Genomic DNA, 26,552 nt, shown 5'->3' on the forward strand with positions numbered 1-26,552 from the left:
GCAGGGCCTCAGGCGCGCAACTCGGCCCCCAGGGTCTTGGCGGCGCGCTTGACGATCCGCTTGCGGAGGCCGGCGGTGTCCTCGGCCGTCAGAGTGCGGTCGGCGGCGCGCAGGCGCAGGGAGAAGGCGAGCGACTTGCGCCCCTGGCCCAGCTGCTCGCCGCGGAAGACGTCGAAGAGGCGCACGTCCTCAGCCAGGTCCTTGGCGGTGGCGCGGATGAGCGCCTCCACCTGGGAGGCGGTGACGGATTCGTCGACGACCAGCGCGATGTCCTCCTTGGCGGCCGGGAAGGTCGAGATCGAGCCCATCTGGGGGACGCCCCGGCCCTCGGCGGCGTCGAGGAGGGCGTCGAGGTCGATCTCCACGGCGCAGGAGCGCTCGGGCAGGCCGAGGGCGCGCGCCACCCGGGGGTGCAGTTCGCCAGCGTGCGCGACGACCTGGCCGGGGATGACCTCCCGGCCGGCCCTGGTCGCCGGCAGGCGGAGCTCGGCGACGCGCCCGGGGTGCCAGGGGGCGACGGGAGCGGCGGGCGCGGCGGCCTCCACGCCCAGGCCCACGGCGTGGGCGACGGCGCGCGCGGTCTCCACGGCGTCGGCCCAGTCCCAGGGGCGGGCGGGGCCGAGCACGCCGGCGCGCTCACGATCCCCCGCCAGGACGACGCCGATGTGGAGCGGCTGGGCGGGGATGCCGGCCTCGAGGGCGGCGAGCTCATCGTCGGTGGGGCGCCGGTCCACGCCGATGATCGGCGCGGGCGCGGTCCCCGCCGGACGGGTGACGGCCCCGATCTCGAAGACGGCGACGTCGGGCAGGCCGCGGGAGATGTTGCGGCGGGCGGTGTCCACGAGGGTGTCGAGGATGGAGGTGCGCAGCGCGGGGGCGTCCTCGGCCAGCGGGTTGACCAGCCGGGCCGCCCGGCGGCGCGGGTCATCCGCGGGGATTCCGAGGCGGTCGTGGGCATCGCCGATGAAGGGGTAGGACAGGACCTGGGTCAGGCCGGCGCGCGCGAGAGCGGCGACGGCGTCGCGCCGCGCCTTCTGCCGGGGGGTCAGGCCCAGCCCGGCGGGCGCGGTGGGCACGATCGTGGGGATCGCGTCGTAGCCGTCGAGACGGGCGACCTCCTCGGCGAAGTGGGCGGCGCCCACGAGGTCGGGGCGCCAGGTGGGCCGCGTGACGGCGAGGAGCTCGCGGCCGGCGCCGTCGGTGCCCGCGGGGGCGACGGCACAGCCGATCATCTCAAGCAACTCGGTGACCCGCGCGGTGCCGTAGGCCACGCCCGTGAGCCGCTCGGCGGCGTCGGCGCGGATGACGATCGGCTCGGGCGCGCTGGTGCGGTCGATGTCGGTGGCCACGGGCTCGGCGCTGCCGCCGCCGTACTCGACGAGCAGGTCCACGGCCCTCTGGGCGGCGACGGCGGCCAGGGCTGTGTCCACGCCGCGCTCGTTGCGCTTGGAGGACTCGGTGGGCAGCTTGTGGCGCCGCGAGGAACGGGCGATGGAGACGGCGTCAAAGTGGGCGGCCTCGATGAGCACGTTGCGCGTGGAGTCGCTGACCTCGGTGTCGGCGCCGCCGAAGACCCCGGCCAGGACGAGGGGGCGCGCGCCCTGCCCGCCGTCGGAGTCGGAGATGACCAGGTCCTCGGGGTCAAGGGCGCGGGTGACCTCATCGAGGAAGGTGAGGGACTCCCCCGGCCGGGCACGGCGCACGACAATCGGGGCGACGAGCTTGTCGGCGTCGAAGGCGTGGAGGGGCTGTCCCAGGTCGAGCATGACGTAGTTGGTCACGTCAACGGCCAGGCTGATGGGGCGCATGCCGGCGGCGGTGAGGCGGTCAGCCATCCACTTCGGGGACTGGGCCATGGGGTCGATGCCGCGCACGAGGCGGGCCACGTAGCGGTCGCAGCCGGGGCGGCCGTGAATGGGGGCGGGGTCCTCGGCGATGATGACGGGGAAGCCCTCGCCGGCGCTGGTGGAGGCATCGGCCACGCCCGCGGGGAACAGGCCGGTGTTGGCGCCGTCGGCGGGATCGGTGAAGCGGGCGCCGGTGGAGTGGGAGTACTCGCGCGCCACGCCTCGCATGGAGAAGCAGTAGCCGCGGTCCGGGGTGATGTTGATCTCCAGGACCTCCTCCCCCAGGCCGAGCAGGGGCAGGGCGTTGGTGCCCGGCGCGGGCAGCTCCTCGCCGTCGTGCCCGTGGGCGGCGAGCCACTGGTCCAGGACGATGATGCCGGAGTGGTCCTCCCCGATGCCCAACTCCCGGGCGGAGCAGATCATGCCGTCGGAGACGTGGCCGTAGGTCTTGCGGGCAGCGATGGCGAAGCCCCCGGGCAGGACGGCCCCGGGCAGGGAGACCACCACCGTGTCCCCGGCCTCGAAGTTGTGGGCGCCGCAGACAATGCCGCGGCTGGGCAGGTCGCTTGGCTCCTTGCCGGTGCCGGGGGCGTCATTGTGCTCGGGGCCGACGTCCACGCGGCAGTAGTTGATGACCTTGCCGTTGGACTGCTCCTTGGCCTCGCGGGTGAGGACCTTGCCGACGACGAGAGGGCCGGTGATGGCGGGAGGAACGATCCGCTCCTCCTCCAGGCCGACGCGCACGAGGGCTGAGGCGAGTTCCTCGGCGGTGGTGGAGGTGGGGGCGTCGACGTGCTCGCGCAGCCACTCCAGGGGGACGTACGGCATGTCAGTGGCCCTTTCCAGTGGTTCCGAACTGCTGGGAGAAGCGGATGTCCCCCTCGACGATGTCATGCATGTCGGCGATGCCGTGGCGCAGCATGAGGGTGCGCTCCAGGCCCATGCCGAAGGCGAAGCCGGTGTAGACCTCGGGGTCGATGCCGCAGGCAATGAGCACATTGGGATTGACCATGCCGCAGCCGCCCCACTCGATCCAGCCGGGCCCGCCCTTCTTCTGCGGGAACCACAGGTCCATCTCGGCGCTGGGCTCGGTGAAGGGGAAGAAGGAGGGGCGCAGGCGCGTGCGGGCCTCGGGGCCGAACATGGCGCGGGCGAAGTGGTCGAGGGTTCCCTTGAGGTGGGCCATGGTCAGGCCCTTGTCCACGGCCAGGCCCTCGACCTGGTGGAAGACAGGGGTGTGGGTGGCGTCGAGCTCGTCGGAGCGGAAGACCTTGCCGGGGCACGCGACATAGATGGGGGGCTCGGAGGCGAGCATGACATGGGCCTGCACCGGGGAGGTGTGGGTGCGCATGACGAGGTTCGAGGGCTCGCCGGGGGCGGCGCCCACGGAGGCGCCGTCGATGTAGAAGGTGTCCTGCATCTGGCGGGCCGGGTGGTCGGCGTCGAAGTTGAGGGCGTCGAAGTCGAACCACTCGTGCTCAACCTCCGGCCCCTCGGCGATGGCCCAGCCCATGGCAGCGAAGAAGTCGGAGACCTCATCCATGAGGACGTCCAGCGGGTGGCGGGCGCCTGCGGGGACGCGGTCGGTGGGGATGGTGACGTCAACGGCCTCGGTGGCGAGCATGTCCGCCTCTGCAGCGGCTTCGAGCTCCGCGGTCCGCGCGGCGAGGGCGGCGCTCAGCCGGCCCCGGGCGGCGCCGAGCAGCTTGCCGGCGGTGGGCTTGTCCTCCTTGGGCAGGGCGCCGATGGAGCGGTTGGCGGCCACGAGCGCGGAGGCGTCGCCGGTGTAGGCCAGTCGCGCCTCCTTGAGCGCCGGCAGGGAGTCGGCGGCGGCGATGGCCGCGAGGCCCTGCTCGACGACGGCGCTGATGCCGTCAGCGTCGAGTGGGGACAGTGCGCCGGTCGCGGCGGCTGCGTCATTCATATGCGGGCGCCTTCCTCGAAAGGTCCAGTGCGGTGCGGCGCCGCCTGGAGTGCCGGGATCGCGCGCGAGCGCGCCCGACGGCGTGGCCGCTGGTGCTGGGCCCAGGGTAGTGCCCCGGCCCGACGGGGACGAATCCGTCCCGCCCCCGAGCCCCGCCGGACCCTGGGACCCGTCTTGCGCGACTCCGAATGCCACGGCCGGTAGGCTCTTGCGCATGCTGACGCCTATCGTTGGTGCGGTCCCGCACGCCCCCTTCGGACCGGAGCCCCTCGACGAGGACCTGCGGATACTGGCCATCCCCGCGCCGGCGGGCGGGCTCACCGCGACTCTCGCCCAGGCGGCCCCCGCCGGGGAGGGCGGTGCCGAGCCCGTGCGCGCGCTGTTCATCCCCGGCTTCACAGGCTCGAAGGAGGACTTCTCCTCCTTCCTGCCCATGGTCCAGGACGCCGGCTACACCGCCCTGGCGTACTCCCAGCGCGGCCAGGCGGACTCGGCGGCCCCCAAGCGCACCCGCGAGTACCGGATCGAGAACTACGTGGAGGACGCCCTCGCCGTCGCCAGGTCCTTCGGGGCCCAGGACGTCCCGGTGCACCTCGTGGGGCACAGCTTCGGCGGGATCATCGCCCGGGCGACGGCCATCGCCGACCCGACGCTCTTCCGCACCCTCACGATCTTCTCCTCGGGCCCCAAGCCCGGGCCCCGCATGTGGATGATGCACGGGATGCGCCTGCTGTACGGCCCTCTCGGCGCGAGGATCGCGCACCGCCTCATCCACCCCAGGATGCCCAAGGAGCCCCAGGGGAACTCGCATCTGGAGGTGCTGCGCCTGCGGGCCCTGGCCACCCCCATGGCCGGCCTGAGGGGGATCGCGAAGATCGTGGCGCGCTTCCCCGACATGACCGAGCCACTGCGCGCCACCGGGCTGCCGCTGAACGTCGTCGTCGGCGCGAATGACACGATGTGGCCAGTGCAGTGGTACGAGCCCTGGGCTAAGAGGCTCGGCGCGTCCTTCACGCTCATCCCCGACGCCGCCCATTCCGCCCAGCTGGAGAATCCCTCCGCGCTGCTGGAGGCGCTCACGGCCTTCTGGTCCGCCAACGATGAGGCGGCCCCCGAGCCGGGGCCCGCCCAGGGGGCGTGAGCGCCGGCCCCTCCCCAGCGCGCTCGAGGGCTGCGGGCGGTCAGCGGCTGCGGGCCTCGATGCGGCGCGCGGCGGCGGACAGCGCCCAGTTGATGACCACGTAGATGAGGGCGACGACGACGTAGGCGGGCAGGTAGATGTCGAAGCCCGCGGCGTTGGTGAGCACCTTGGTGGCGTACATGAGTTCGCCGTAGGCCACCACGTACCCCAGCGACGTGTCCTTGAGGATCGTCACCATCTGGGTGATCAGGGTGGGCAGCATGAGCCGCAGGGCCTGGGGGGCGAGGACGAGCCGCATCGTCTGCCCCGAACTGAGCCCCAGGGCGGCCGCCGCCTCGGACTGGCCGGCGTCCAGGGAGCGCACGCCGGAGCGGAAGACCTCCGCCGTCGTCGCGGATGTGCACATGACGATGGGGACCACGAGCATCCACATCGCTGGCAGGGTGGGGCCCCAGTGGGGCACGGCTAGGAGGAAGAAGTAGACGAGGAGCAGCATGGGGATGGCGCGCATCGCGTCGATCCACAGGCCGACGGCGCCGCGCAGCGCCGTGGAGCGGGCCATCCGCGCCCAGCCCAGCGCGATGCCGATCGGGAAGGACAGGAGCGCTGAGACGGCGGCGGCCCGCAGGGTGTCGAGGACCGCCAGGCCCAGATAGCTGACGATCGACTCGCCCAGGAAGTAGCGCCATTTCGCGTAGTCGAGTTGCCCGGCGCCCGAGAGGTGGTGGATGCCGACGGCGACGAGCGCGATCACGAGGGCGGTCACCGCCAGTGAGGCGAGCAGGATCCTGGCCCGGCCTCGTGGGCCGGGGGTGTCGAAGAGGAGGGCGGCGTCCCCGGCCGCGCGCCCCCGCCGGGAGTCGGGCGCCCTGTCCGTGAGGCTGCCGGTGATGGCGGTGAGAGCGCTCATGCGGACGCCCCCCGCGAGTTCTCCAGGCGGCGCTCCAGGGCGTGGCCGAGGCGCGTGGCCGCGAAGGCCAGGGCCAGGTAGATGAGCCCGGAGACCAGGAAGCAGACGACGGCCTCGGCGTACAACAGGTTGAGCTGCTGGGTGACGCTGGTGAGCTCTCTGACCCCGATGGCCGCGGTAAGGGAGGAGCCGATGAGGCAGGAGATGAAGATGTTGACCAGAGGTTGGATGACTCGGGCGAGGGCCTGGGGAAGGACCACCTGGCCGATGATCGCCCCGAAGCGCATCCCCAGGGCGCGGGCCGCCTCAATCTGCCCGCGCGGGACGGAGTTGATCCCGCTGCGCACGGCCTCGCAGACGAACCCCGAGGCGGAAAAGACGATGGCGAGCACGGCCGCCCAGAAGAGGCTGATGGGCACCCCCGCGCGCGGGGCCGCGAAGGCGGCGAGGATCATGAGGCACAACGTGGGGATGTTGCAGGCCACGGCCACCCAGGCCGCGCCGAGCGCTCGCAGGGGAGGGATCGGGCCGACCCGGAAGATGGCGATCATCGTGCCCACGGCGAGCGCCCCCGCGTAGGCGAGAAGCGAGATGATGAGGGTGGTCCTCAGTCCCTCACCGATCAGGCCGAGATTGTCGAGGATGACATGCACGGGCGGTTCTCCTTTCCCTGCCGCGCGTCCTTGCCGCTGAGCGGCCCGTTGGGCCGGCGCGCCGACCCAACGGGCGGTCGCATCAGGCGGCCGGGGCGGCTGTGCGCGCGCCGGCGACGGAGCCGATGACGGGGGGCTGAGGCACATCGCCACCGATGATCGCGCCGATGGTGGACTGCCAGATTCTGGTCCAGGTGCCGTCGGCCTCGATGGCGGTCAGGAAGCCGTTGACGAAGGCCTGGGCGTCGGAGTCCTTGGGCAGCCCGAGGCCGTAGGGGTCCTCGGTGAAGGGCTGGCCGACGATCTTGATGTCGGCGCTGTTCTCGGCGGCGGCCAGCAGGAGGGACTCGTCGACGACATAGGCATCGACCTGCTTGGTCTGCAGGGCCGACAGGCAGGCGGAATTGTCGTCGAAGGGGGTCGGCTTGGCGTCGGGGCACGCCTTGGCGAGGGCGGCCTGGGAGGACGATCCGGACTGGACGGCGACGGTCTTGCCCGCCAGGTCGGTCACGGAGGCGATGCCGGTGGTGTCCTTGTGGACGGCGACGGCCTGGCCGGAGGAGTAGTAGGGGCCGGCGAAGGAGATCTTCTGGGCCCGCTCCTCGGTGATCGTGTAGGTGGCGATGACGGTGTCGACGGTGCCGTTGGTCAGCAGGGTCTCGCGGGTGTCGGAGGTGGCCTGGGTGATCTCGACGAGGTCGGCGGCACGGTCGCCCCCGATGATGTAGCGGGCGAGCGCCTGGCCGATGGCCGCGTCGAAACCGGTGACCTTGTGAGTGGTGGGGTCCTCGATGGAGAAGACCCGGGCCGTCTTGGACCCGCCGATCCGGAGCTTGCCGGCCTTCTTGATGGCGCTGGCCCAGGTGGAGGCCGCCACGACGTCGTCGGCCGCGACGGGGCCGGAGTTGACCGCGGTGTCGTAGTCGGCCCCCGCGGTCGAGGAGGCCACCGCCTTGCCGTCGGCGCCGGTGTCGGAGCAGGCCGCGAGGGTCAGGGCGACGCCGAGGCCTCCCGCGCAGGTGAGTAGGCCGCGCCGGGAGACGGCGGGGCGGGTGATCGATCGGAGCGTCGTGGGGAGAGTCATGGCGGGTCCTTTCATCAATGGTGCGGAGAGGAGGATCGATGATCAGTGCGAGAGGACCTTGGCGAGGAAGTCACGGGCGCGGTCGGTGCGCGGCGCGGTGAAGAACTCCTCGGGAGGGGCCTGCTCGACGATGCGCCCGGCGTCCATGAAGACGACGCTGTCGGCCACGGAGCGGGCGAAGCCCATCTCGTGGGTGACGACGAGCATCGTCATCCCGGATGTGGCCAGGTCGCGGATGACATCGAGGACCTCGTTGATCATCTCGGGGTCGAGGGCGGATGTGGGCTCGTCGAAGAGCATCGCGATGGGGTCCATGGCCAGGGCGCGGGCGATGGCGACGCGCTGCGCCTGGCCGCCGGAGAGCTGGGAGGGGCGCTTGCCCGCCTGATCGGCCAGGCCCACGCGGGCGAGGAGCTCGTGGGCGCGGGCCTCGGCGTCGGCGCGGTCCATGCGGCGCACCTTGATCGGGGCGAGCGTGATGTTGTCCAGGACGGTGCGGTGGCCGAAGAGGTTGAAGGACTGGAAGACCATGCCGACCTCGGCGCGAAGCCTGGCCAGGTCCCTGCCCTCCTCGGGGAGGAGCTCGCCGTCGATCTCGATGGTGCCGGCGTCGATGGTCTCAAGGCGGTTGACGGTGCGGCACAGGGTGGACTTGCCCGAGCCGGAGGCTCCGATGACGGCGACGACCTCGCCCCGGTGGATGTCCAGGGAGACGTCGTCAAGGGCGGTGAAGTCGCCGAAGCGCTTGGTGATGCCGCTGATGCGGATGAGAGGGGCGGCGGGGCCGGTGGTTCCGGATCCGCCGACGGGCCCGGCGCCGGTATCCATGGGTGCTGTCACGCTGACCTCGTTCTCGGGGCGGTGCTGAGGCTGCGGGCGGAACGCCCGCGAGCAGGAGCAACGCAACCTTGCCCCGGATCATTCCCGCCGTCTCCCGTCGTCCACGGAGCGGACTGCGCCCGAGGAGCGGCGGGGGCCGTCAGACGCGGCTGGCCGCGGCACGGCGCGCGCGGGCGGAGGCGTAGAGGCACAGGGCCGCCGCGGCGGCGACGTTGAGGGACTCGGCCCTCCCGAGGATCGGGATGGAGACGACGGCGTCCGCGCGGCTCAGGGCCTCGGGGGTGAGCCCGTGGGCCTCGTTGCCGAGCAGCCAGGCGCTCGGGGCCGTCAGCAGCCCGCCGGAGGCCGCCGTGCCCTCGGCCTCGAAGAGGTCCGTGTCCCCACGGCTGTCCGCGGCCAGGATCGTCAGGCCCGCCGCGCGCAGGGCCACCACGGCCTCCTCCAGGCTCACACCGGTGATGACGGGCAGGTGGAAGAGGCTTCCCGCCGTCGAGCGCACCACCTTCGGGGAGGTGGCCTCCACGCTGCCGCGCAGGAGGATGACGGCGTCGGCGCCCGCGGCGTCAGCGGCGCGGATGATCGTGCCCGCGTTACCGGGATCCTGGGCCTCGGCGAGGACGGCGACGAGGCCCGCGCCTTCAAGGGCTCCCTCCAGGGCGCTGGCGCCGCTGCTCTCCCCCATCGAGACGACGGCGAGCACTCCCTGGGCATCGGCGGACATCGCGGTCATGACCTCCGCGGTTGTCAGATGGCAGTAGAGCCCCGCGCCCCTCGCCTCGGCCCAGATCTCTGGGTGACGATCGGCGGCGGCCTCGGTCATGTAGAGGTCGAGGACCCGCTCGGGCGCCCAGCGGACCGCCTCGCGCGCCCCCTGAGGCCCCTCGACGAGGAATCGCCCATGCTTGGAGCGGGCCTGCCTGCGGGCGAGCCCAGCCACGCGGGCGATGCGCTGGGAGGCCGGGTTGTCGAGGATCTGCGGGGCGTCGTCATGGTCGATGGGCGTCGCGGGCGTCATGACGGCAAGCCTACGGGAGCCCCGGGGAGCGATCAGCGCGTGAGCTAAAACGGCGCCGCCGCCCTCGTGGGGAGGGCGGCGGCGCCGTCTGAGGCGTGGGCGTCAGGCCTTGGGGGCGTTGACGTCCTTGGGGAGGGCCTTGCGGGCGGTCTCGACGAGCGCCTTGAAGGCGGCGGGCTCGTTGACGGCCAGCTCGGCGAGCATGCGGCGGTCGATCTCCACGCCGGCCAGGCCGAGGCCCTGGATGAAGCGGTTGTAGGTCATGCCCTCGGCGCGGGCGCCAGCGTTGATGCGCTGGATCCACAGGCGGCGGAAGTCGCCCTTGCGCGCGCGGCGGTCACGGAAGGCGTAGACGCCGGAGTGGGTGACCTGCTCCTTGGCCTTGCGGTAGAGGCGGGAGCGCTGGCCGCGGTAGCCCGAGGCCTTCTCGAGAACAGAACGACGCTTCTTGCGGGCGTTAACAGCCCTCTTCACACGTGCCATGCGATGTCTCCTTCAGACGTTGGGCCGGTCAGCGACCGAGCATCTTCTTGACCTGGCGAAGGTCGGCGGGGGCGACCGGCTGGTCCGCGGACAGCTTGCGCTTGCGGCGCGAGGACTTGACCTCGAGCAGGTGGCGCTTGTTGGCCTGCTCGCGCATGAGCTTGCCGCTGCCGGTGACCCGGAAGCGCTTCTTGGCACCGGAGTGCGTCTTGTTCTTCGGCATTGTCGGTTTCCTCTTGTCGGCTCGGTGACCGGCTGGCCCCGGGCTGCGGACCCCACCGGCTGTGGCCGGGGGGTGGGTCTGGGTGAGGCCTCAGGCCTCGGTGGCCTTCGCCGGGGCAGCCGGCTTGGCGGGCGCCTTGGGCTTCGCCTGAGTAGCCGGCTTGGGCGCGGGCGCCTTGGCGGGAGCCGCGGGCTTGGCAGCGGCGGGCTTGGGCGCGGGCTTGGCAGCAGCCGGCTTGGGCTCGGGCGCCTTGGCGGCGGGCTTGGGCTCGGCCGCCTTGGCGGCGGGCGACTTCGCGGCGGGGGCCTCAGCCGCCTGGGCGGCCGAGGCCGCCTGAGCTGCGGCCTGCGCGGCCTTGGCGGCGTGCTTCTCGGCGCGGCGGGAGGCGCGGGCCTCCTCACGACGGCGCCGCTGGTCGGACTTGACCTCCGCCTTCTTGCGGGTGGGGGCCAGCACCATGACCATCTGGCGGCCATCCTGGCGCGGATGGGACTCAATGGTGGCGAGCTCGCCGACCTCCTCGGCGACCTTCGCCAGCAGGCGCACACCGAGCTCGGGACGGGACTGCTCGCGGCCGCGGAAGCGGACGATGCACTTGACCTTGTCCCCGCCCTCGAGGAATCGGCGCACGTGCCCCATCTTGGTGGCGTAGTCGTGATCGTCGATCTTGGGCCGGAACTGGATCTCCTTGAGCTGCGTGTTCGCCTGGTTGCGCCGGGCGTCGCGCGCCTTCATGGCCGACTCGTACTTGAACTTGCCGTAGTCCATGAGCTTGCACACCGGGGGGCGTGCGTCAGGGGCGACCTCGACAAGGTCGAGACCGGCCTCCTCGGCCAGTCGGAGGGCGTCCTCCACGCGGACGACGCCGACCTGCTCGCCACTGGGGCCGACCAAGCGCACCTCGGGGACGCGGATCCGTTCGTTTATACGGGGCTCGCTGATGGCTGTTCCTCACTCCTTGTTCGGATTCCGTGGCAACGGGAAAAGCCCCCGCTGCGCATCGCTAGCGGAGGCCTCATATGCTCGTACGAGCACGCCGACGCGCGGGCACGAGCCCATTGCGCCAGCGCCGGGGGCATGCCCTCGGCAGGAAACCCGGCCCCTTGACGGGACCCAGGTGGGATTGCTCCGCTTGCGCGCCGGGGATGGACCCCGGCCGGTCAACCACTGAGGCTACCAGAACGCGCGCGTCCATCCCAAGCCGGGAGCGGCGCGATTCCAGGAGACCCACGTGGTGCTGCTCACGCGGCCCATTCCTCCGCTCTCATGTCCCAGGCCACCACGACGGCGGCCGAGAATGCCCGCGGCGCTGAGACGATGGGGACGGCGGGCGCCCTGATGACGGACCAGGGGCATCGGCCGGCCGCCGATGGGGCGTCAGGCGGGGATGGGGCAGAGTTCGATGGTGTCGATGAGCTCGCCCCAGGCGGGATTGACCATGACGCGCTGACAGCCGTCGAGCGCGGCGGCGACGGCGGGCATGCCCTGGCCGGCGTCCACGCGGATGAAGACCCGCAGCTCGGAGGCCTCTCCGGGAGCGAACGCGACGCCGGTGACGCCGTCGACCGCCTCCAGCTGAGCGCGGACCTCGGACTGGATGGGGTCGGAAGCCCAGGAGGGGATCCAATCCTCTCCCCCGGCGAGCGCGACGACGGCGGGCCGGGGCAGGCGCAGGTCGAGGGTCCCAGGGTCGAGGACCCAGAGCTGGTCAGTGTGCTCGCAGGCGACCGCCGCGGCACGATGAGGATCGACGGGGACGGGGCGCACGTCATCGCGCCAGGCGCTCATGGCGGCCGCGGAGGTGAAGACAGGCAGGGCGATGTGGCCGTCGGGCAGGGTGACGGCCAGGGTGGCGGCGTCGCGGCTGGCGTCGTTGGTGTGAACGGCATGGGGGGCGGTGGCGCCGGTGGGGGCGGTGAGCGCGTGAGCGGCGACGGGGACGATGACGCGCGTGGCGGTCAGGGCGGCGACGACGCCGCGCATGTACTCGTGGCGCGGCAGACCGGTGGCCGTGATGGCGGCGGTCACCTCGGGGATCGGCGAGCCGTCGTCATTCGCGAAGGGCGTGGGGGCGGCCAGGAGCCGCTCCATCTTCGCGCGCGCAGCGAGCGCCGCGTCGAGCTGCGGATCGACTGCGGCGGCGCCGTCAGCATTCATGCCGGTCATTCCTCCCACGCCATTGAGATCCTTCACGCCCCATCCTAATCGCGAGACCGGTCGAAATGAGGGGCGAGACCGGTCGAAATGAGGAGCGAGACCGGTCGTTGTTAGGAGCGAGACCGGTCGTTGTTAGGAGCGAGACCGGTTCGCTGTCCGCAGGACGGTGCTGGTGGGGCAGGGTGGGCGGGGTCCTAGGGTTGGGGCCCGACGGCGATGCCGCCGTCGTCTGGGGCCGACCTGGGGCCTCGCGCTTCCCTGGTCCATGACCGCATCGACTCCTCACTTGGAAGGCCCCAGAACCCATGACCCCCGCGCCCCGCCCCTCACCAACCCACGCCGGCGACCCCGCTGCGCCTCAACAACGCGGCGCCGGCATCCGCCATTCCACCGCCCTGGTCCTTCTGGCCTGCTGCGCCCTGGCCCCAGGACTACTGATCCTAACGGCCTGCACCAAGGACCCCACCCCGGCGCCGACCACTCCGACGACGCCGAGCAACACCACAACCAGTTACCCACTCCCGAACCGGTCTCGCTCCTGATATCGACCGGTCTCGATGGGAGTAACCGCATCGCGAGGGCGATCCGCAGGGAACCGGGGTCGGTCCTCCCCCATGCTCGCTGGCGAAGCGGACGATCCCCCCAGGGGCTGAAAATAGCGGGTCCTCACTTCTCAGCGGCATCCTTACTCAGCTAGTGGAGAGCGGCGTCGGGCTAGCTGCCGCGCATCGACTTGCGCAACTGGAGGCAGCGCCCCGTTGAACTCGAAGCTCGGAATCTTGGTGGTCGCCCCGACGAGCACCATTGCCCCATCCTCGACATAGGGCAGGAACGAGTCCTCCTGCGCCCGGTTGAAGCGACGGATCTCATCGACGAGGAGCAGCACTCCCTGGCCGACGTCGTCGGCGGGCGCCATGAGGCACGGCCCACGGCCGCAGTCCGACGCCTTCAACACGTCCACCACGCCGATGGCGCGGCACGCCCCGCACCCCATTCACTGGTCAGGACCGGTCTCGCCGCTGTTTTCGACCGGTCTCGCCGCTGTTTTCGACCGGTCTCGCCGCTGTTTTCGACCGGTCTCGGCGCTGTTTTCGACCGGTCTCGCTCATAAGGGGTGGGGATGGGGACGGGGACGACGACGGATGAGGACGATGAGAAGCGCTTCGACCGCCGCGAGGAGGAGGGCTCCCCCGACGCCCCCGGGCCAGGGGATCGTCGCGCCGGGAAGCGCGGCGAAGAACCGCGCCACACCGGCGATCCAGGCGCAGGAGGCGAGTGCCGGCAGGGCGATCCAAGCCGCTGCTGTCCCCCATACCGGCGCCATGAGCGCCGCTAGCAGCCCCGCCACCGTCGCCAGGGGCACCGGCGGGGCCGCCATCATGTTCGCGGGAACAGCCCACAGCCCGACTCTTGGCTGGAGGAGGATGAGCAGCGGCGCGCAGGCGAGTTGCGCCGCCCCCGGCACGGCGATGAGCGCCGCCGCCCAACGGGGCAGACGCCGGGACAGGGTGGTCATGATCGGCCCTGAGCCGAGCAGGATCCCACCGGTGGCCGCCACGGACAGGGCGAAGCCGTAGTCGCGCGACTGCCACGGGTCGACGAGCAGCAGCACGATCATCCCCGCGCACAGGGCGGGCAGGGAGGCTGATCTGCGCCCCGCGGCCACGCCGGCGAGGAGGACCGCGCCCATCGCCGCCGCGCGCAGGACGGAGCCGCTGGGCCGCATGAGGAGGACGAGGCATCCCAGGACGATCCCGCCAGCGAGCGCCCGCCAGCGCCTGGGCAAGACGCCCAGGCCGGTGAGCACGAGTCCGAGCACGATGACGACGTGCTGCCCGGAGACCGCGGTCAGGTGGGTCATCGAGACGGTCCGCATGTCCTCTCGCAGGTCGGCGGGCAGAGCATGGTCGTCACCAAGGGCCAGCCCGGGCACGAGCGCCAGGGCGCCGGCGTCCTCTCCCCCGACCCAACGCCCGGGGGCCCCGCCACCGGCGCGACCGGTCGCCCTCGCCAGTCCCTCCCTGATCTCGCCGACGACGCCCAGCACCCCCTCGGGGTCGCCGAGCCTCTTGGGAGCGCTCCCCCTCCCGAGGATCGCTCCGTCGGAGGAGCCCGGGCCCGGGGCACGCAGCCTGGCGCGCGTGGTGACGCGTGAGCCGAGCGGCGCCTCCAGCCAGGACGCGTCCGCGAGGACTCGGATGCTCAGCCCCGAGGGGCTGCCGTCGATGCGCACCCCGTCCAGGGCGGTCAGGATGGTCGTGGCGCGCGGCGAGGCGGTGGCGCGCGGCTGCTCGCTGATGGTCCCCTCGACGGTGACGACGCGCCCGGATTCGACGGCGAGCGTCATCGGGTCCCGGGCGCGGGCCCATTGGCCCGCTGAGGACACGCCGAGGACGGCCGCCACCGTCAGGCAGGTCAGTAGCGCTCCGGCGGCGATGGGGCCAGCGGAGGCGGTGCCCGCGTTGCCGGGGCGCGGGTCGTGGCGGTGGCGGGGCGGGCGGTAATGGCCGACCGGCCCGATGAGCGCGGCCGCGAGCGCGAGGACGACGACGGCCCCGACGGCGCAGGCCCGCCAAGCGCGGGCCCCGGTCAGTCCCGTGGCGCCCCACGCGCAGGCCCAGGCCGCCAGGGAGGGCGCGAGAAGGCGCAGGTCGAGGGCGGGGGCCGCGGGCTCAGCAGCCGGATGGGCGCTCATACGGTGGCCGATCCTCGGAGGGCCTCGAGCTTGGCCTGGCCGATGCCGGGGACGTCGATGAGGGAGTCGACGGTGGCGAAGGGTCCGTGCTCGGCGCGGTAGTCGACGATCCGCTTGGCCAGGGCCGGGCCGACGCCGGGCAGGGCCTCGAGCGCGGTGGCGTCGGCGGTGTTGATGTTGACTCGCCCGCTACCACCGCTGCTTCGGACGGCGCCCGCCCCGGCGGATGGCCCGGTGGGGCCGGGCGCGGCGGGTGGCGGCGTCTCACCCTGGCGGGGAACCCGGATCTGCTCGCCATCGACGACGACGCGCGCGAGGTTGAGTTGCTCCACATCGGCGTCGGGGGCGGCCCCGCCAGCGGCGTCGAGGGCGTCGCCGATGCGCGCGCCCGCCGGGAGCGTGACGACGCCGGGAGTGGCCACCGCGCCGGTGACGTGGACGACGGCGCTGCCCGCCGCGCCGCCGCCCGCCGGCCCGGCGGCGCCTCCCCCAGGGGTCACCGGGCCAGGAGGGGCGCTGGTGGGGCTCGCCGCACCGGTGGCGCCCGGGGTGCCGGTCGTGCCCGCCGCGAGCACGGGGGCGCGCGCATCGGCGGAGACGAGGACGGAGCGGATGGCGAGGAGGAGGGCGAGGGCGATGATGATGAGGCCTCCGGCGATGGCGGCGCGCGGCGTGATGGCGACTCGTCGGGGCTTGATGGGCGGGTCCTGGGGATCGGTGGCGCAGGCGATGCGCACGTAGTCCTCGATGGGTCGTTTACGCGAGGCCCGCCCGCCCGCGATCCGGCTGCCGCTCATGCCTTCGAGGTTAAGGAGCGCGGGAGTTCTCTCGCAGGGCGCCTGTGAAGAGGGCGGTCTCAGGTGCGCATGGCGGGGCCTGTGGTTCCCCGGCTGCCGGGCGAGATGATGACGCAGCCGAGGGCCCCGGGGCCGACGTGCACCGAGAGGGCGGGGTCGAAGGGCCAGAAGCGCGCCGGTTCATCGGTCCGCCCACCGGCCGGTGGCGCCGCCTGGAGTTCAGCCTCGGCGGCGGTGGCATCCGCCCCAGTGGGCCCATGGGGCTCCTCCCCGGGCGCGCCCGCGGCGATGGCGTCGATCAGGGCCCGGGCGGCCGTGCCGTCGTCGGCGTGGATGATGAGGCCGGTCTGGCCGATGGCACCGGCGCCCTGGGAGGCGAGGCCGGCGGCGAGCTCGGCCAGTCGGGCGCGCGCCCGCTTGGCGCCGCGCACGGCTTCGACGGGGCGGATCCCGTCGGCGGTGACGCGCAGGATGGGGCGCACGCCGAGGGCCCCGCCGAGCAGGGCGGTGCGGCGGTCGAGGCGCCCGCCGCGGCGCAGGTGGGCGAGGTCGTCCACGAGGAAGAGGACGGCGCTGCGGGAGACGAGGTCGCGGGCGCGCTCGACGCCGTCGGCCGCGGTGTCCGCACCACTGGCGGCGATGGCGGCCTGCCCGAGCGCGCCGCCGGTGGTGCCGGAGTCGAGCACAGTGACGACCCGTCGGCCGAGGGCCTGATTGATCTTCTCGGCCGCGCGCGTGGCGGCGTCGGCGGTGCCCGACAGCGAGGCCGCCAGGTGAAGGGCGAGGACCTCATCGGCGCCCCGCGCGGCGTGGGCGTAGGCGTGGGCGAGCTCGTCGGGACTTGGCCGGGATGTGCTGCCCGGCCGGTCCCCGTCCCCCGTGGTGGCGTGCAGGGGGACGACGCCGATGCCGCGGGCGCGCGCGAGATCGGCCGGCAGGCACGACGATGAGTCCGTGACGACGGCGAGGCTCATGCTCCGACGATAGCCCTGCTCAGCCGCGCCGTCAGAGACTCGGGACCGCGTGCGCCGACGTTTCCCGGACTCCCTCCTCTACCATGGCGCCATGACTGACACGCCTGACATCGCTCGTCTCAAGGCCGAGGCCGCCCAGGCCGCCGCCGATGCCGCCGCCGCGAAAGCCGCCGCCGCCCAGGCCGCCCTCGAGGCCGCCTTGGCCAGCGGCGCCGCCACGGGGACTCCCCAGGACGCGCCAGCTGCTCGAACCGGGCGGAAGGCGGAGGGCAAGCCCGCCGAGCCCGAGCCGCCCGCCGAGTCGGCCCCCGAGGCGCCTGCCGAGTCGGCCGCCGAGGCGCCCGCCGAGCCGGCCGCCCCCGATGCCCCTGCGCAGGCTCCCGCGGCGCCGTCGTCGAGCGAGCCGGAGGGCTACGCGGCGCAGGTGCGCGACGGTTACGCCTTCGACGGGCGCATGCTCCCCGTGGGCACCTACCTGGAGACCGCCCCCGCGTCGGGCGATCCCGTCCCGGTCAAGGGCGTGCGCGTGGGCATCCCCATGGCGCTGCTCAACCGCCACGCCCTGGTGGCCGGCGCGACGGGCACCGGCAAGACCCGCACCCTGCAGTTGCTGGCCGAGGGGCTGAGCTCGGCGGGGGTGCCCGTGTTCCTCTCCGACATCAAGGGGGATCTGACGGGCATGGCCGAGCCGGGGGCCACGAGTCCGAAGTTGGAGTCGCGCACGGCGTCGACGGGCCAGGATTGGAAGCCGGCGTCGTTCCCGATGGAGTTGTTCACCCTGGGGGGCCAGGGCAAGGGGACGCCAATCCGCACGACGATCACGGAGTTCGGTCCGGTGCTGCTGGCGCGCGTCCTGCGCCTCAACGAGACGCAGACCTCCGCCCTGCAGCTCGTCTTCCACTGGGCCGATTCGCAGGGGATGGCGCTGCTGGACCTCAAGGACCTGCGGGCGGTCATCAACTACCTGGTGAACACCGACGCCGGCAAGGCCGAGCTCAAGACCATCGGTGGCGTCTCCGAGGCGACGGCGGGGGTCATCCTGCGAGAGTTGGCTGCCCTGGAGGCCAGCGGCGGGGACGCGTTCTTCGGCGAGCCGGGCCTGTCCGTGCAGGACCTCATGCGCGTGTCCCCCGATGGGCGCGGCATCGTCTCCTCCTTGGAGCTGGAGGACATCCAGTCCCAGGGCACGCTGTTCTCCACGTTCCTGATGTGGCTGCTCGGCGAGCTGTTCGAGGTGCTGCCGGAGGTCGGGGATTTGGACAAGCCGAAGATGGTGTTCTTCTTCGACGAGGCGCACCTGCTGTTCGCGGACGCGACGAAGGCCTTCATGGAGGCCGTCACACGCACGGTCCGGCTCATCCGCTCCAAGGGCGTGGGCATCGTGTTCATCACCCAGTCGCCCACGGATGTGCCCAATGAGGTGCTGGCGCAGCTGGGATCGCGGGTGCAGCACGCGCTGCGCGCGCATACCCCCGACGACGCCGCGAACCTGAAGAAGGCGGTCTCGACCTTCCCGACCTCGCCCCTGGACCTGACCAAGGTGCTCACCTCGCTGGGCACGGGCCAAGCCGTGGTCTCGGTGCTCGATGAGAAGGGCCGCCCGGCCCCGGTGACGGCCGTGGTGGTGGACGCCCCGGCCTCGGTGATGGGCGCCGGGCAGGACTCGACGGTGCAGTCACTGCTCTCCGGCTCGCCGCTGGCCGGCAAGTACGCCACCGTGGTGGACAACGAGTCGGCCTACGAGTTGCTGGAGAAGCGCATCGCGGCTGAGACCGAGGAGGCCGCCGCCGCCCTGGCAGCCGAGGAGGCCCGCGTGGCGGCGGAGAAGGCCGCCGCCGCTGAGGAGAAGGAGCGGGCGAAGGCCGAGGCCGCGGCCGCGAAGGCGGCGGAGCGAGCTGAGGCCGCGGCGCAGAAGGCCGCCCAGAAGGAGGCCGAGCGCCAGGCCAAGGAGCTGGAGAGGCTCCAGCGTCAGGCGGCCAAGGAGGCCGAGCGCCAGCGCCTGGCCGCCGAGCGGGCCGCGGAGCGCCGGCAACGGGAGATCGAGAAGACGATCGGCTCCGTCGGCCGCCAGATCGTGCGCTCCGTCCTCGGCAACGTCCTGCGGAAGCGCTGAGGCTGAGCGCCGCCGTCAACGGGACCTTCCCGGGCGACGGCGGCGCTGACGGCCTCCGCCGCCTTCGCCCCTGCCCTCCGGCGCGGTGGGCAGGGGCTCCAAGGCGGGGCATGCGGCGCACCGCCTTCAGCGGTGCGAGCGGCGGTGAGTTGAGCGCATCCCAGCGCATCAGCTCACCGCCGCTCGCATGACCCGCTTGTCAGGGGCATCCGCGCCGAGCAGCGGAGCCCGGCTCACTCCGGCACGATGCTCACGAGCCTCGGGGCCTTGACGATGACCTTGCGCACTGACCTGCCGTCCAGGGCGCGCACCGCGCCGGGTGCCGCCAGGGCCAGGCGCTCCAGCTCGGCGGCGTCGATCCCCGGGTCCACCTCCAGGCGGTCACGGACCTTGCCCTTGACCTGCACCACGCAGGTCACCTTCTCCGCCGCCAGCAGCGCCTCGTCCGCCACCGCCGGGAAGGGCTCGCGGGCCAGTGAGGCCTCGTGCCCGAGCCTGCCCCACAGCTCCTCCGCGATATGCGGGGCCACTGGGGAGACCATGAGCACCAGGGCCTCCGCCGCCTCGCGCGGCACCGCGCCCAGAGACGTGAGATGGTTGTTGAGCACGATGAGCTTGGCGATCGCCGTGTTCAGGCGCATCCCCTCGTAGTCCTCACGCACCCCCACGATCGTGCGGGCCACGAGTCGGCGCGTGGCGTCGTCGGCGGCCTCATCGACCACCGTCACCTCACCCGTGGACTCGTCGATGACGTTGCGCCAGAGGCGCTGCAAGAAGCGCTGCGCGCCCACCACGGCGCGCGTCTCCCAGGGGCGGTCCACATCCAGGGGGCCCATCGACATCTCGTAGACGCGGAAGGTGTCCGCCCCGTAGGCGTCGTACATCTCATCCGGGGTGACGATGTTCTTCAGGGACTTGCCCATCTTCCCGTACTCGCGGGTCACAGGCTCGCCCTGCCAGGTGAAGGACGGCTCGCCGTCGGCGCCGGCGCTCTCCTCCACTTCCTCCGCGGGCACGTACTGCCCCCGGGCGTCCTTGAAGGCGTAGGCCTGCACGTATCCCTGGTTGAACAGGCGGTGGTAGGGCTCCGAGGACGAGACGTGGCCGAGGTCGAAGAGCACCTTGTGCCAGAAGCGCGAGTACAGCAGGTGCAGCACCGCGTGCTCCACCCCGCCCACGTACAGGTCCGTGCCGCCGGAGGCGTTGCCCCCCTCGGGCCGGGGGCCCATCCAGTACGCCTCGTTGGCCGGGTCGATGAGCGCCGTCTCATTCGTGGGGTCCGCGTAGCGCATCTCGTACCAGCACGAGCCCGCCCACTGCGGCATCGTGTTGGTCTCGCGGTAGTACTTCCTGGGCCCATCGCCCAGGTCCAACTCGACCTCCACCCACTCGGTGGCCTTGGACAGCGGCGCCTCGGGGCAGGAGTCGGCGTCGTCGGGGTCGAAGGAGCGCGGGGAGTAGTCGGTGACCTCCGGCAGCTCGATCGGCAGCATGGACTCCGGGACGGCGTGGACGAGGCCGTCCTCGTCCCAGACGATCGGGAAGGGCTCGCCCCAATAGCGCTGACGGGAGAAGAGCCAGTCGCGCAGGCGGTAGGTGACCGCGCCGCGGCCCACTCCCTTGGCTTCCAGGTACTGGGTCATGGCGGCCTTGGCCTCATCCTTGCCCATGCCGTTGAGGTCGATCTCACCATTGGCGGAGTTGATGAGCGGGCCGTCCCCCGTCCAGGCGGCCTCCTCCAGGCTGAAGCCCTCCGGCGGCTGGATCGTGGCGACGACGTCGATCCCGTACTCGCGGGCGAAGTCCCAGTCGCGCTGGTCGCCGGAGGGAACCGCCATGATCGCGCCGGTGCCGTAGCCCATGAGGACGTAGTCGGCCACGAAGACCGGCACCTGGCGCCCATCCACCGGGTTGATGCCGAACAGGCCCGTGAAGACACCGGTCTTGGCCCGACCCTCATCGGTTCGCTCGGCGTCCGTCGCGGCGGCGGCGTAGGCGCGGTAGGCGGCCACGGCCTCGGCCGGGGTGGCGTGCCCGCCGGTCCAGGCCTCCTTCGTTCCCTCGGGCCAGGCCGCGGGCAGCGTGAGGGCCGCGGCGTCGTCGTCGATCTGGGCCTGGGTGCGGGCCGAGGCGGCCAAGGGAGCACCGCCCAGGATCGGGTGCTCGGGGGCCACCACCATGAAGGTGGCGCCGAAAAGGGTGTCCGGGCGCGTGGTGTAGACCGTGAGCGAGTCCTGGCAGGCTCCCGCGAGCGCGGCTCCGGGCACCGCGTAGGTCACCTCGGCGCCCTCGGACCGGCCGATCCAGTTGCGCTGCATGAGCTTGACCTTCTCGGGCCAGTCAACGGTGTCCAGGTCCTCGGCGAGGCGGTCCCCGTAGGCGGTGATCCGCATCATCCACTGGCGCAGGTTGCGCTTGAAGACGGGGTAGTTGCCGCGCTCGGACCGGCCCTCGGAGGTGACCTCCTCGTTGGCCAGCACCGTGCCCAGGCCAGGGCACCAGTTCACCGGCGCGTGGGAGACGTAGGCCAGCCGGTGGGAGTCGATGATCTCGGCGCGCTCGGCCTCGCCCAGTTCCGCCCATGGCCGGCCGTCCGGGGTGGGCACCTCGCCGGAGGCGAACTTGGCCTCGAGCTCGGCGATGGGGCGGGCAGCGCCCGTGCCCCGGCCGTCGCGGCGCTCGGCGGTGGGGTCGAACCAGGAGTTGAAGATCTGCAGGAAGATCCACTGGGTCCAGCGCACGTAGTCGACGTCGATGGTCTGGATGGAGCGGCGCAAGTCGTGGGACAGGCCCAGGCGGCGCAGCTGGCGGCGCATGTTGGCGATATTGGCCTCGGTCGACACGCGCGGGTGCTGGCCGGTGGACACGGCGTACTGCTCGGCGGGCAGGCCGAAGGCGTCGTAGCCCATCGTGTACAGGACGTTCTTGCCGGTCATACGGGTGAAGCGGGCGATGACGTCCGTGGCGATGTACCCCAGGGGGTGGCCCACGTGCAGGCCCTTGCCCGAGGGGTAGGGGAACATGTCGAGCATGAAGAACTTCTCGCGCTTCGCTCCGGGGCCGGCGAGATCGCCCGTGGGGTTGTCCGCCCAGAAGGTGCCCTCGCTCTCCCAGCGGTCCTGCCAGGAGGTCTCAATGCTGCCCGCGAGCGCGGCCGTGTACCGGAAGGGAGGCGCGTCAGTGGGCTCCGGGGCGGCTACGGGGTTCTGGGTCATGGTGCTCTGCGCTCTTTCCCTGATCATCATGCCCTGAGGGGCTTCATCCCCCAGGGATCGTGGCTGGGGCCAGCCTATCGCCCGGCCGGGCCCTGCCCGCGCCATGCCCGAGCGGTGGGCGCCCCCTCCCTCTGAGGGGCCGGTCACGTCCGGGCGCGCGGTCCCGCTCAGCGGGCGCCCGGGGCGCCCGGGGCGCTGGTGATGACGAACTCCCCCCAGCCGTCCTCATCCAGTCCGGCGCGCAGGCGCGCCATGGCGGCCTCGATCTCCTCAGGGGCGGCGTCCTGGCGGGCGGAGGAGAACTGCAAGTCCGCCTCGTCGCGGATCGGCAGGACATGCACGTGGAGGTGGTCGACGCCGTAGCCGGCCACCATGACCCCGGCCCTCGCGGCACCGAAGACGCGGGTCTGGGCGGCCCCGATGCGCCTGGCCACCACCGCCAGGTGGGCGACGAGCTCGTCGGGGGCGTCCACGTAGGAGTCGATCTCCTGGAAGGGGACGATGAGGACGTGCCCGTCGGTGTGGGGCTCGATCGTGGCGAAGGCGGCGCAGCGCTCATCCGCCCACACGAAGGAGCCGGGGATCTCGCCGTTGATGATCTTGGTGAAGAGGGTACTCATGCACCCAATCCTCCCAGACGAAGGCGCCGCGCGCCCGACGGTCAGGGGCCTTCACTCCAGGCGGCGGTTCGGGCGGATGGCGCCCGCGGCGGCGCTCCGGCCGCGGGCCGTGCCCGGCCCCGTTGATCCTTCAGTCTTCGGCGAGGACCCACAGGGAGCCCGCCGGGATCACGGCCTCCCCCGGTCCTAGTGCTCCACCGGATGCCTCCACCGCCTCGGGGGCTCCCCCCCGCCCCTCCCCGGTGGCGCTGACGAGGCGGACGCGGCTGGGGCGCGGGCCCGAGCCGCCGTCGGCCCGGCCCCGGCCCGTCACGACGATCCGCGAGTCCAGGCCGATCCCAGCGCGGTCAAGGGCCTGGAGGGTGTTGGGGTCGTCCTGGATGCGGGCCACGGAGCCGGTCTCCCCCACGCGCAGCGCGTCGAGGCTACGCAGGGCGGGCACCGCCATGGCGCCATCGGCAGCGGGGATCGGGTCACCGTGGGGGTCACGCGAGGGGCGCCCCAGGGCGGCGTCGATGCGATCGAGGAGGCGCTCGGAGATGGCGTGCTCGAGGACCTCGGCCTCCTCATGGACCTCGTCCCAGTCGAAGCCGAGGGCCTCCACGAGGTAGGTCTCCAGGAGGCGGTGGCGGCGCACCATGCCCATGGCGCGCCGCATGCCCGCGGCGCTGAGCGTGACGGCGCGATAGGGCTCATGCTCCAGGAGGCCGGCGTCGACCAGCCGGGAGACGTTCTCCGATGCCGTGGAAGCCGCCACCCCCATGCGCTGGGCCAGGCCCGTGATGGAGGCGCCGGCGCCGCCCCGCTCCGTGGCGGCCCACACCGCCTTGAGGTAATCCTGGGCGACGGTCGAATCAGCGAGGACGGCCGCGTCGATGGGGCGCGCGGGCACCGCCGCGCGCGCGGGGCTCTCCTCGATGCCGGGGCGGGCGGGGGCACTCATCGCAGCAGCGTCATCCACTCGGACCACAGGCCGGCGACGACCACGAGGCCGACGAGCGCGTAGAGCACGGCCGCGCCCCACCAGCGCCAGGCCACGAGGCGGCGAGCGGTCGCGGGGCTGACGCCCAGGTGCCCACCGGCGGCGGCCCACGCCCAGGTGGAGGTGGCCACGGGGATGGTGACCGCCCAGATGAGCATGCAGAAGGGGCAGAGCTTGCCCAGGTCCATGACGGAGACGAACAGGAACCAGGCGACGAAGAGGATCCCGCCGATGGTCCCGGCCACCATGCCCCGCCACACCCAGCGCGGCAGGCGCATCCCGCCCAGGAGGAGCGCTCCCAGCGTTAGGAGCGCGGCGAAGGCCATCGCCCCGATGTGGGCGTTGGGCACGCCCAGCAGGTTGCCCTGCCATATGTCCAGGGATGCCCCGCAGGAGACCAGGGGGTTGATGTCGCAGGACAGGCTCTCAAGGGGCTCCTTGATCTGCTTGATATGGGCGGCGGTGAGCTCCCAGCAGGCCCCGAGCGCGATGATCGAGCCGATGACGAGGAGCCAGGCGTAGCCGCGGGGGGCTCCGGAGGAGGCGGTGGCCCCGGTGCCCTCGACCTCGAGGATGGTGGAGTCGGGGCCCTCAGCGCTGGCGAGGTAGGCCTCCAGCTCCTCCTCGCTCATCGCGTCGATCTCCGCCTGAGTCGGCACGTGGGCCATGACGGCGCTCCTCTCGCTGCTCGGGTCATCGACGGCCGCGCGCCTGGTGACGCGACCGGCTCATTGTGCACCCTGAGGGCGCTCGATGACGCGACCATTCAGCCCTCGGCCCTCGTCGCGCCCCGCGTGTTTGCCTCATCGGTGGGATTCGGGCCCCGCGTCCCCGGCACTCGCCGGAGCCGCGGGGACGGCGCCCCGGCCGGGCGCGGTGCCAGGCGCGGTGCCCCGGCTGGGCGCGGTGCCGGGCGCGGTGCCGGGCGTCGGGGCGGGACCGGTCGGGCCGGTCGGGCCCGGGGCCGCCGTGGCGCCACCGGTCGCGACAGGCGCGCCGGTGGGCTGGGGAGGTCCCTGCCAGGCGCCCACGGTGACGGAGGCGTCGGGGCGCAGGATGATCGCCCGCCAGGCGATGAGCGCGCCATCGGAGGTGAAGGCGAGCTCGTGGAGCCAGGCCTCCTGGGTGACGGGGCCGATGGAGGTGCCGCCCTTGCCGGCGCCGGAGGTGAGGGCGTTGACCCGTCCCCTCTCGCCGTTGACGGCGGTCATCCCCCGCTCCTCGTGGACGTGGCCGGCCAGGAGCAGGGGGGCGCAGCCGGAGGCCTGGAGGGGCGCGAAGGTCTGGGGCCGGTGGACGAGGACGACGTCGACGGCGCTCCCCGCATTGGCGGCCCGGCAGGCCTGGTCGGACAGGCGCTGGCCGAGTTGGGCGGCGTCCTCCGCCCCGCGCTGGGTGGTGCCCGCGGCGGTGGTGCGCTCGACGTCGTCGTCCCCGAGGACCGTCAGCGGGCCCGCCTTGACCGGCTTGCCGCCGGTGACGGTCCAGCCCTGGCCCCGCAGGCGCTCGGCGGTGGCCTCGGAGTCGTGGTTGCCGATGGTGGCCACGCGCGCGACGCCGGAGGGAACCGCCCGGCTGAGGGCGTCGACGCAGACCTGCTCGGGGTTGGAGCCGGTCATGGCGAGGTCGCCGTCGTCCATGTGGACGTCGGGGCGGGCGAGCTGGTCGAGCAGACCGGTGAAGGAGATGACGTCGAGGTTGCAGTGCAGGTCCGTGGACATTACCGCGGTCACCGGCGCCTCGTTGGCCCGGGTGGCCAGGGCCTGACTCGGCGTGGCGGGAATGGTGGGGGCGGAGCCGGCCGAGGGCGACGGCGAGGGGCCTGCCCACGGCGGGGCGGCGGCATCCGTGGCGGTGGGGGCGGCGCTGGGTGAGGGGCCGGCGGCGGGCCGCGCGGCCGCGGCCTCGTGGGCCGCCTGGGACTGGGAGAGGGCCGACTGGATCGAGGCCTCGTCGGAGCCCCCCGAGGAGGCGGTGACGTCGATCCTGCCCCCGACGCGCTGCGAGGCGGTCCAGGCGGCGCGCAGATTGCTCTGGGCCCGGGCATAAAAGGCCTGGTTGTCCCTGATGAAGCCGGTGACGGTGCCGCCGTAGGCGGCGGCGATGTCGGCGATGCGGCCCGACAGCCGCGCCGAGGCGAAAGACGTGCCCTCCAGGGCGGGGATCGTCTCGCCGGGCACGGTGGTGGGGCGCAGCACGGGGGCGAGCATGACGGTCATCGTGGCCAGGGCGCCCACTCCGGCCAGGGCCGCCGCGGGTCGGCGGCGCAGCCCCATGCCGACGAGCGCGCGCAGGCGGCCCTTGGCGCTCAGGCGGCCCGCGGCAACGGCGGTCAGGAGCAGGGACTCGATCAGTCCGGCCCTGCGCAGGGCGTCGTCGATAAGCGCGTGGACCCCGCGGTCGATGGTCAGCCCGGGGCGGGAGGCGAGGGTGAGGTAGGCGTTGGCATCCTGGGACAGGGACTCGCCCAGGCTCGCCGTGTCCACGGGGGCCACGCCCATGGAGGAGGGGATCTCCCCCAGCACGACGCGCGCCCCGAGCGGCGGGACCGGGGAGTCCATGGAGGCGCTGCCCAGCGGGCCGAGGTCGAGGACGACGACGGAGTCGAGGTTGGTGGACCAGTGGGCCTCGTGCGGGCCCACGGGCGAGGAGGCCTGCGCGGTGGCGGCGCCCAGGCCGAGGCTGATCGTCCCGGAGACGAGCAGCAGCCCCAGGGCGCGCACGACGCGGCGGAAACCGGCGCCGCGGGACCACCACGCCCGCCAGATGACCCGCCGGGGCCTCGTGACCGTTCTGATCAGCGCGGCCAGCGGCGAACCGGCGCGGGCCGGCCTGCCGCTGATTCCGGCCTCGTGGGGGGCCTCGTCCTGGTGGGTCAT

The 26,552-nt window shown here is 72.9% G+C and carries 22 protein-coding genes; 2 read left to right on the plus strand and 20 right to left on the minus strand.

All coding sequences use genetic code 11. The features are described from left to right. Positions 1 to 8: 8 nt before the first annotated feature. Together pheT and pheS are read right to left on the minus strand one after the other, a co-directional pair. Positions 9 to 2,675 carry a phenylalanine--tRNA ligase subunit beta gene (gene pheT / locus GVV76_RS07565; RefSeq protein WP_159626161.1) on the minus strand — a complete coding sequence of 889 codons (2,667 nt, stop codon included), beginning with the start codon at positions 2,673 to 2,675 and terminating at the stop codon, positions 9 to 11. A 1-nt stretch (position 2,676) separates the two neighbouring features. After that, complete coding sequence (pheS, locus tag GVV76_RS07570) at positions 2,677 to 3,771, minus strand: phenylalanine--tRNA ligase subunit alpha (protein ID WP_159626163.1); 1,095 nt, start codon at positions 3,769 to 3,771, stop codon at positions 2,677 to 2,679. A 214-nt stretch (positions 3,772 to 3,985) separates the two neighbouring features. Here pheS and GVV76_RS07575 point away from each other — a divergent pair, with 214 nt between their 5' ends. Next, complete coding sequence (locus GVV76_RS07575) at positions 3,986 to 4,912, plus strand: alpha/beta fold hydrolase (RefSeq protein ID WP_159626165.1); 927 nt, start codon at positions 3,986 to 3,988, stop codon at positions 4,910 to 4,912. 40 nt (positions 4,913 to 4,952) lie between these two features. Here the strand turns inward: GVV76_RS07575 and GVV76_RS07580 are convergent, their stop codons facing one another. The 13 genes from GVV76_RS07580 to GVV76_RS07640 all read right to left on the minus strand — a co-directional run bounded on the left by GVV76_RS07580 (position 4,953) and on the right by GVV76_RS07640 (position 16,743). Then, entirely contained in the window at positions 4,953 to 5,822 is an 870-nt protein-coding gene (locus tag GVV76_RS07580; RefSeq protein WP_159523360.1) for an amino acid ABC transporter permease, read from the minus strand. Continuing rightward, positions 5,819 to 6,475: an amino acid ABC transporter permease gene (locus tag GVV76_RS07585; protein WP_159523362.1), complete on the minus strand. Its 657-nt coding sequence runs from the start codon at positions 6,473 to 6,475 to the stop codon at positions 5,819 to 5,821. Before GVV76_RS07585 ends, GVV76_RS07580 begins: the two co-directional genes overlap by 4 nt. An 82-nt stretch (positions 6,476 to 6,557) precedes the next feature. Further along, the gene (locus GVV76_RS07590; protein WP_159523364.1) at positions 6,558 to 7,559 is read right to left on the minus strand and encodes a glutamate ABC transporter substrate-binding protein; all 1,002 of its coding nucleotides are present in this window, start codon (positions 7,557 to 7,559) and stop codon (positions 6,558 to 6,560) included. 42 nt (positions 7,560 to 7,601) lie between these two features. Further along, on the minus strand, positions 7,602 to 8,387 hold the full coding sequence (locus tag GVV76_RS07595; protein WP_159523471.1) for an amino acid ABC transporter ATP-binding protein: 786 nt from the start codon (positions 8,385 to 8,387) through the stop codon (positions 7,602 to 7,604). A gap of 151 nt (positions 8,388 to 8,538) precedes the next feature. After that, positions 8,539 to 9,414, minus strand: coding sequence for a TrmH family RNA methyltransferase (locus GVV76_RS07600; RefSeq protein ID WP_159626167.1), 876 nt, complete (start codon positions 9,412 to 9,414; stop codon positions 8,539 to 8,541). A gap of 102 nt (positions 9,415 to 9,516) precedes the next feature. Further along, a complete protein-coding gene (gene rplT / locus GVV76_RS07605) occupies positions 9,517 to 9,897 on the minus strand; it encodes a 50S ribosomal protein L20 (protein ID WP_159523368.1) in 381 nt (126 codons plus the stop codon). Between the two features lie 28 nt (positions 9,898 to 9,925). Next, entirely contained in the window at positions 9,926 to 10,120 is a 195-nt protein-coding gene (gene rpmI / locus GVV76_RS07610) for a 50S ribosomal protein L35 (RefSeq protein WP_159523370.1), read from the minus strand. A gap of 90 nt (positions 10,121 to 10,210) precedes the next feature. Further along, a complete protein-coding gene (gene infC / locus GVV76_RS07615) occupies positions 10,211 to 11,014 on the minus strand; it encodes a translation initiation factor IF-3 (protein ID WP_236263307.1) in 804 nt (267 codons plus the stop codon). A 483-nt stretch (positions 11,015 to 11,497) separates the two neighbouring features. Beyond that, entirely contained in the window at positions 11,498 to 12,286 is a 789-nt protein-coding gene (locus GVV76_RS07620) for an SseB family protein (RefSeq protein WP_413227745.1), read from the minus strand. Positions 12,287 to 12,962: 676 nt separating this feature from the next. After that, positions 12,963 to 13,193, minus strand: coding sequence for a hypothetical protein (locus GVV76_RS07625; protein WP_442858367.1), 231 nt, complete (start codon positions 13,191 to 13,193; stop codon positions 12,963 to 12,965). 189 nt (positions 13,194 to 13,382) lie between these two features. Next, positions 13,383 to 14,972, minus strand: coding sequence for a ComEC/Rec2 family competence protein (locus GVV76_RS07630; protein ID WP_159626169.1), 1,590 nt, complete (start codon positions 14,970 to 14,972; stop codon positions 13,383 to 13,385). Continuing rightward, positions 14,969 to 15,709: a ComEA family DNA-binding protein gene (locus GVV76_RS07635; protein ID WP_159626256.1), complete on the minus strand. Its 741-nt coding sequence runs from the start codon at positions 15,707 to 15,709 to the stop codon at positions 14,969 to 14,971. Before GVV76_RS07635 ends, GVV76_RS07630 begins: the two co-directional genes overlap by 4 nt. Positions 15,710 to 15,828: 119 nt before the next feature. After that, complete coding sequence (locus GVV76_RS07640; RefSeq protein WP_159626171.1) at positions 15,829 to 16,743, minus strand: DegV family protein; 915 nt, start codon at positions 16,741 to 16,743, stop codon at positions 15,829 to 15,831. Between the two features lie 91 nt (positions 16,744 to 16,834). Here GVV76_RS07640 and GVV76_RS07645 point away from each other — a divergent pair, with 91 nt between their 5' ends. Continuing rightward, entirely contained in the window at positions 16,835 to 18,856 is a 2,022-nt protein-coding gene (locus GVV76_RS07645; RefSeq protein ID WP_159626173.1) for a helicase HerA-like domain-containing protein, read from the plus strand. Between the two features lie 233 nt (positions 18,857 to 19,089). Here the strand turns inward: GVV76_RS07645 and GVV76_RS07650 are convergent, their stop codons facing one another. From GVV76_RS07650 to GVV76_RS07670, 5 genes are all read right to left on the minus strand, one after another. Beyond that, on the minus strand, positions 19,090 to 22,071 hold the full coding sequence (locus GVV76_RS07650; RefSeq protein WP_159626175.1) for a leucine--tRNA ligase: 2,982 nt from the start codon (positions 22,069 to 22,071) through the stop codon (positions 19,090 to 19,092). 167 nt (positions 22,072 to 22,238) lie between these two features. Then, entirely contained in the window at positions 22,239 to 22,691 is a 453-nt protein-coding gene (locus tag GVV76_RS07655) for an HIT family protein (RefSeq protein ID WP_159626178.1), read from the minus strand. A 130-nt stretch (positions 22,692 to 22,821) separates the two neighbouring features. Continuing rightward, entirely contained in the window at positions 22,822 to 23,634 is an 813-nt protein-coding gene (locus GVV76_RS07660; RefSeq protein WP_159626180.1) for a metal-dependent transcriptional regulator, read from the minus strand. Beyond that, positions 23,631 to 24,341, minus strand: coding sequence for a vitamin K epoxide reductase family protein (locus tag GVV76_RS07665; protein WP_159523384.1), 711 nt, complete (start codon positions 24,339 to 24,341; stop codon positions 23,631 to 23,633). Before GVV76_RS07665 ends, GVV76_RS07660 begins: the two co-directional genes overlap by 4 nt. A gap of 135 nt (positions 24,342 to 24,476) precedes the next feature. Further along, positions 24,477 to 26,552 carry a metallophosphoesterase family protein gene (locus tag GVV76_RS07670; protein ID WP_201292221.1) on the minus strand — a complete coding sequence of 692 codons (2,076 nt, stop codon included), beginning with the start codon at positions 26,550 to 26,552 and terminating at the stop codon, positions 24,477 to 24,479.

Origin of the sequence: Actinomyces sp. zg296 (assembly GCF_009829695.1) — a bacterium.
Lineage (GTDB): Bacteria > Actinomycetota > Actinomycetes > Actinomycetales > Actinomycetaceae > Actinomyces > Actinomyces marmotae.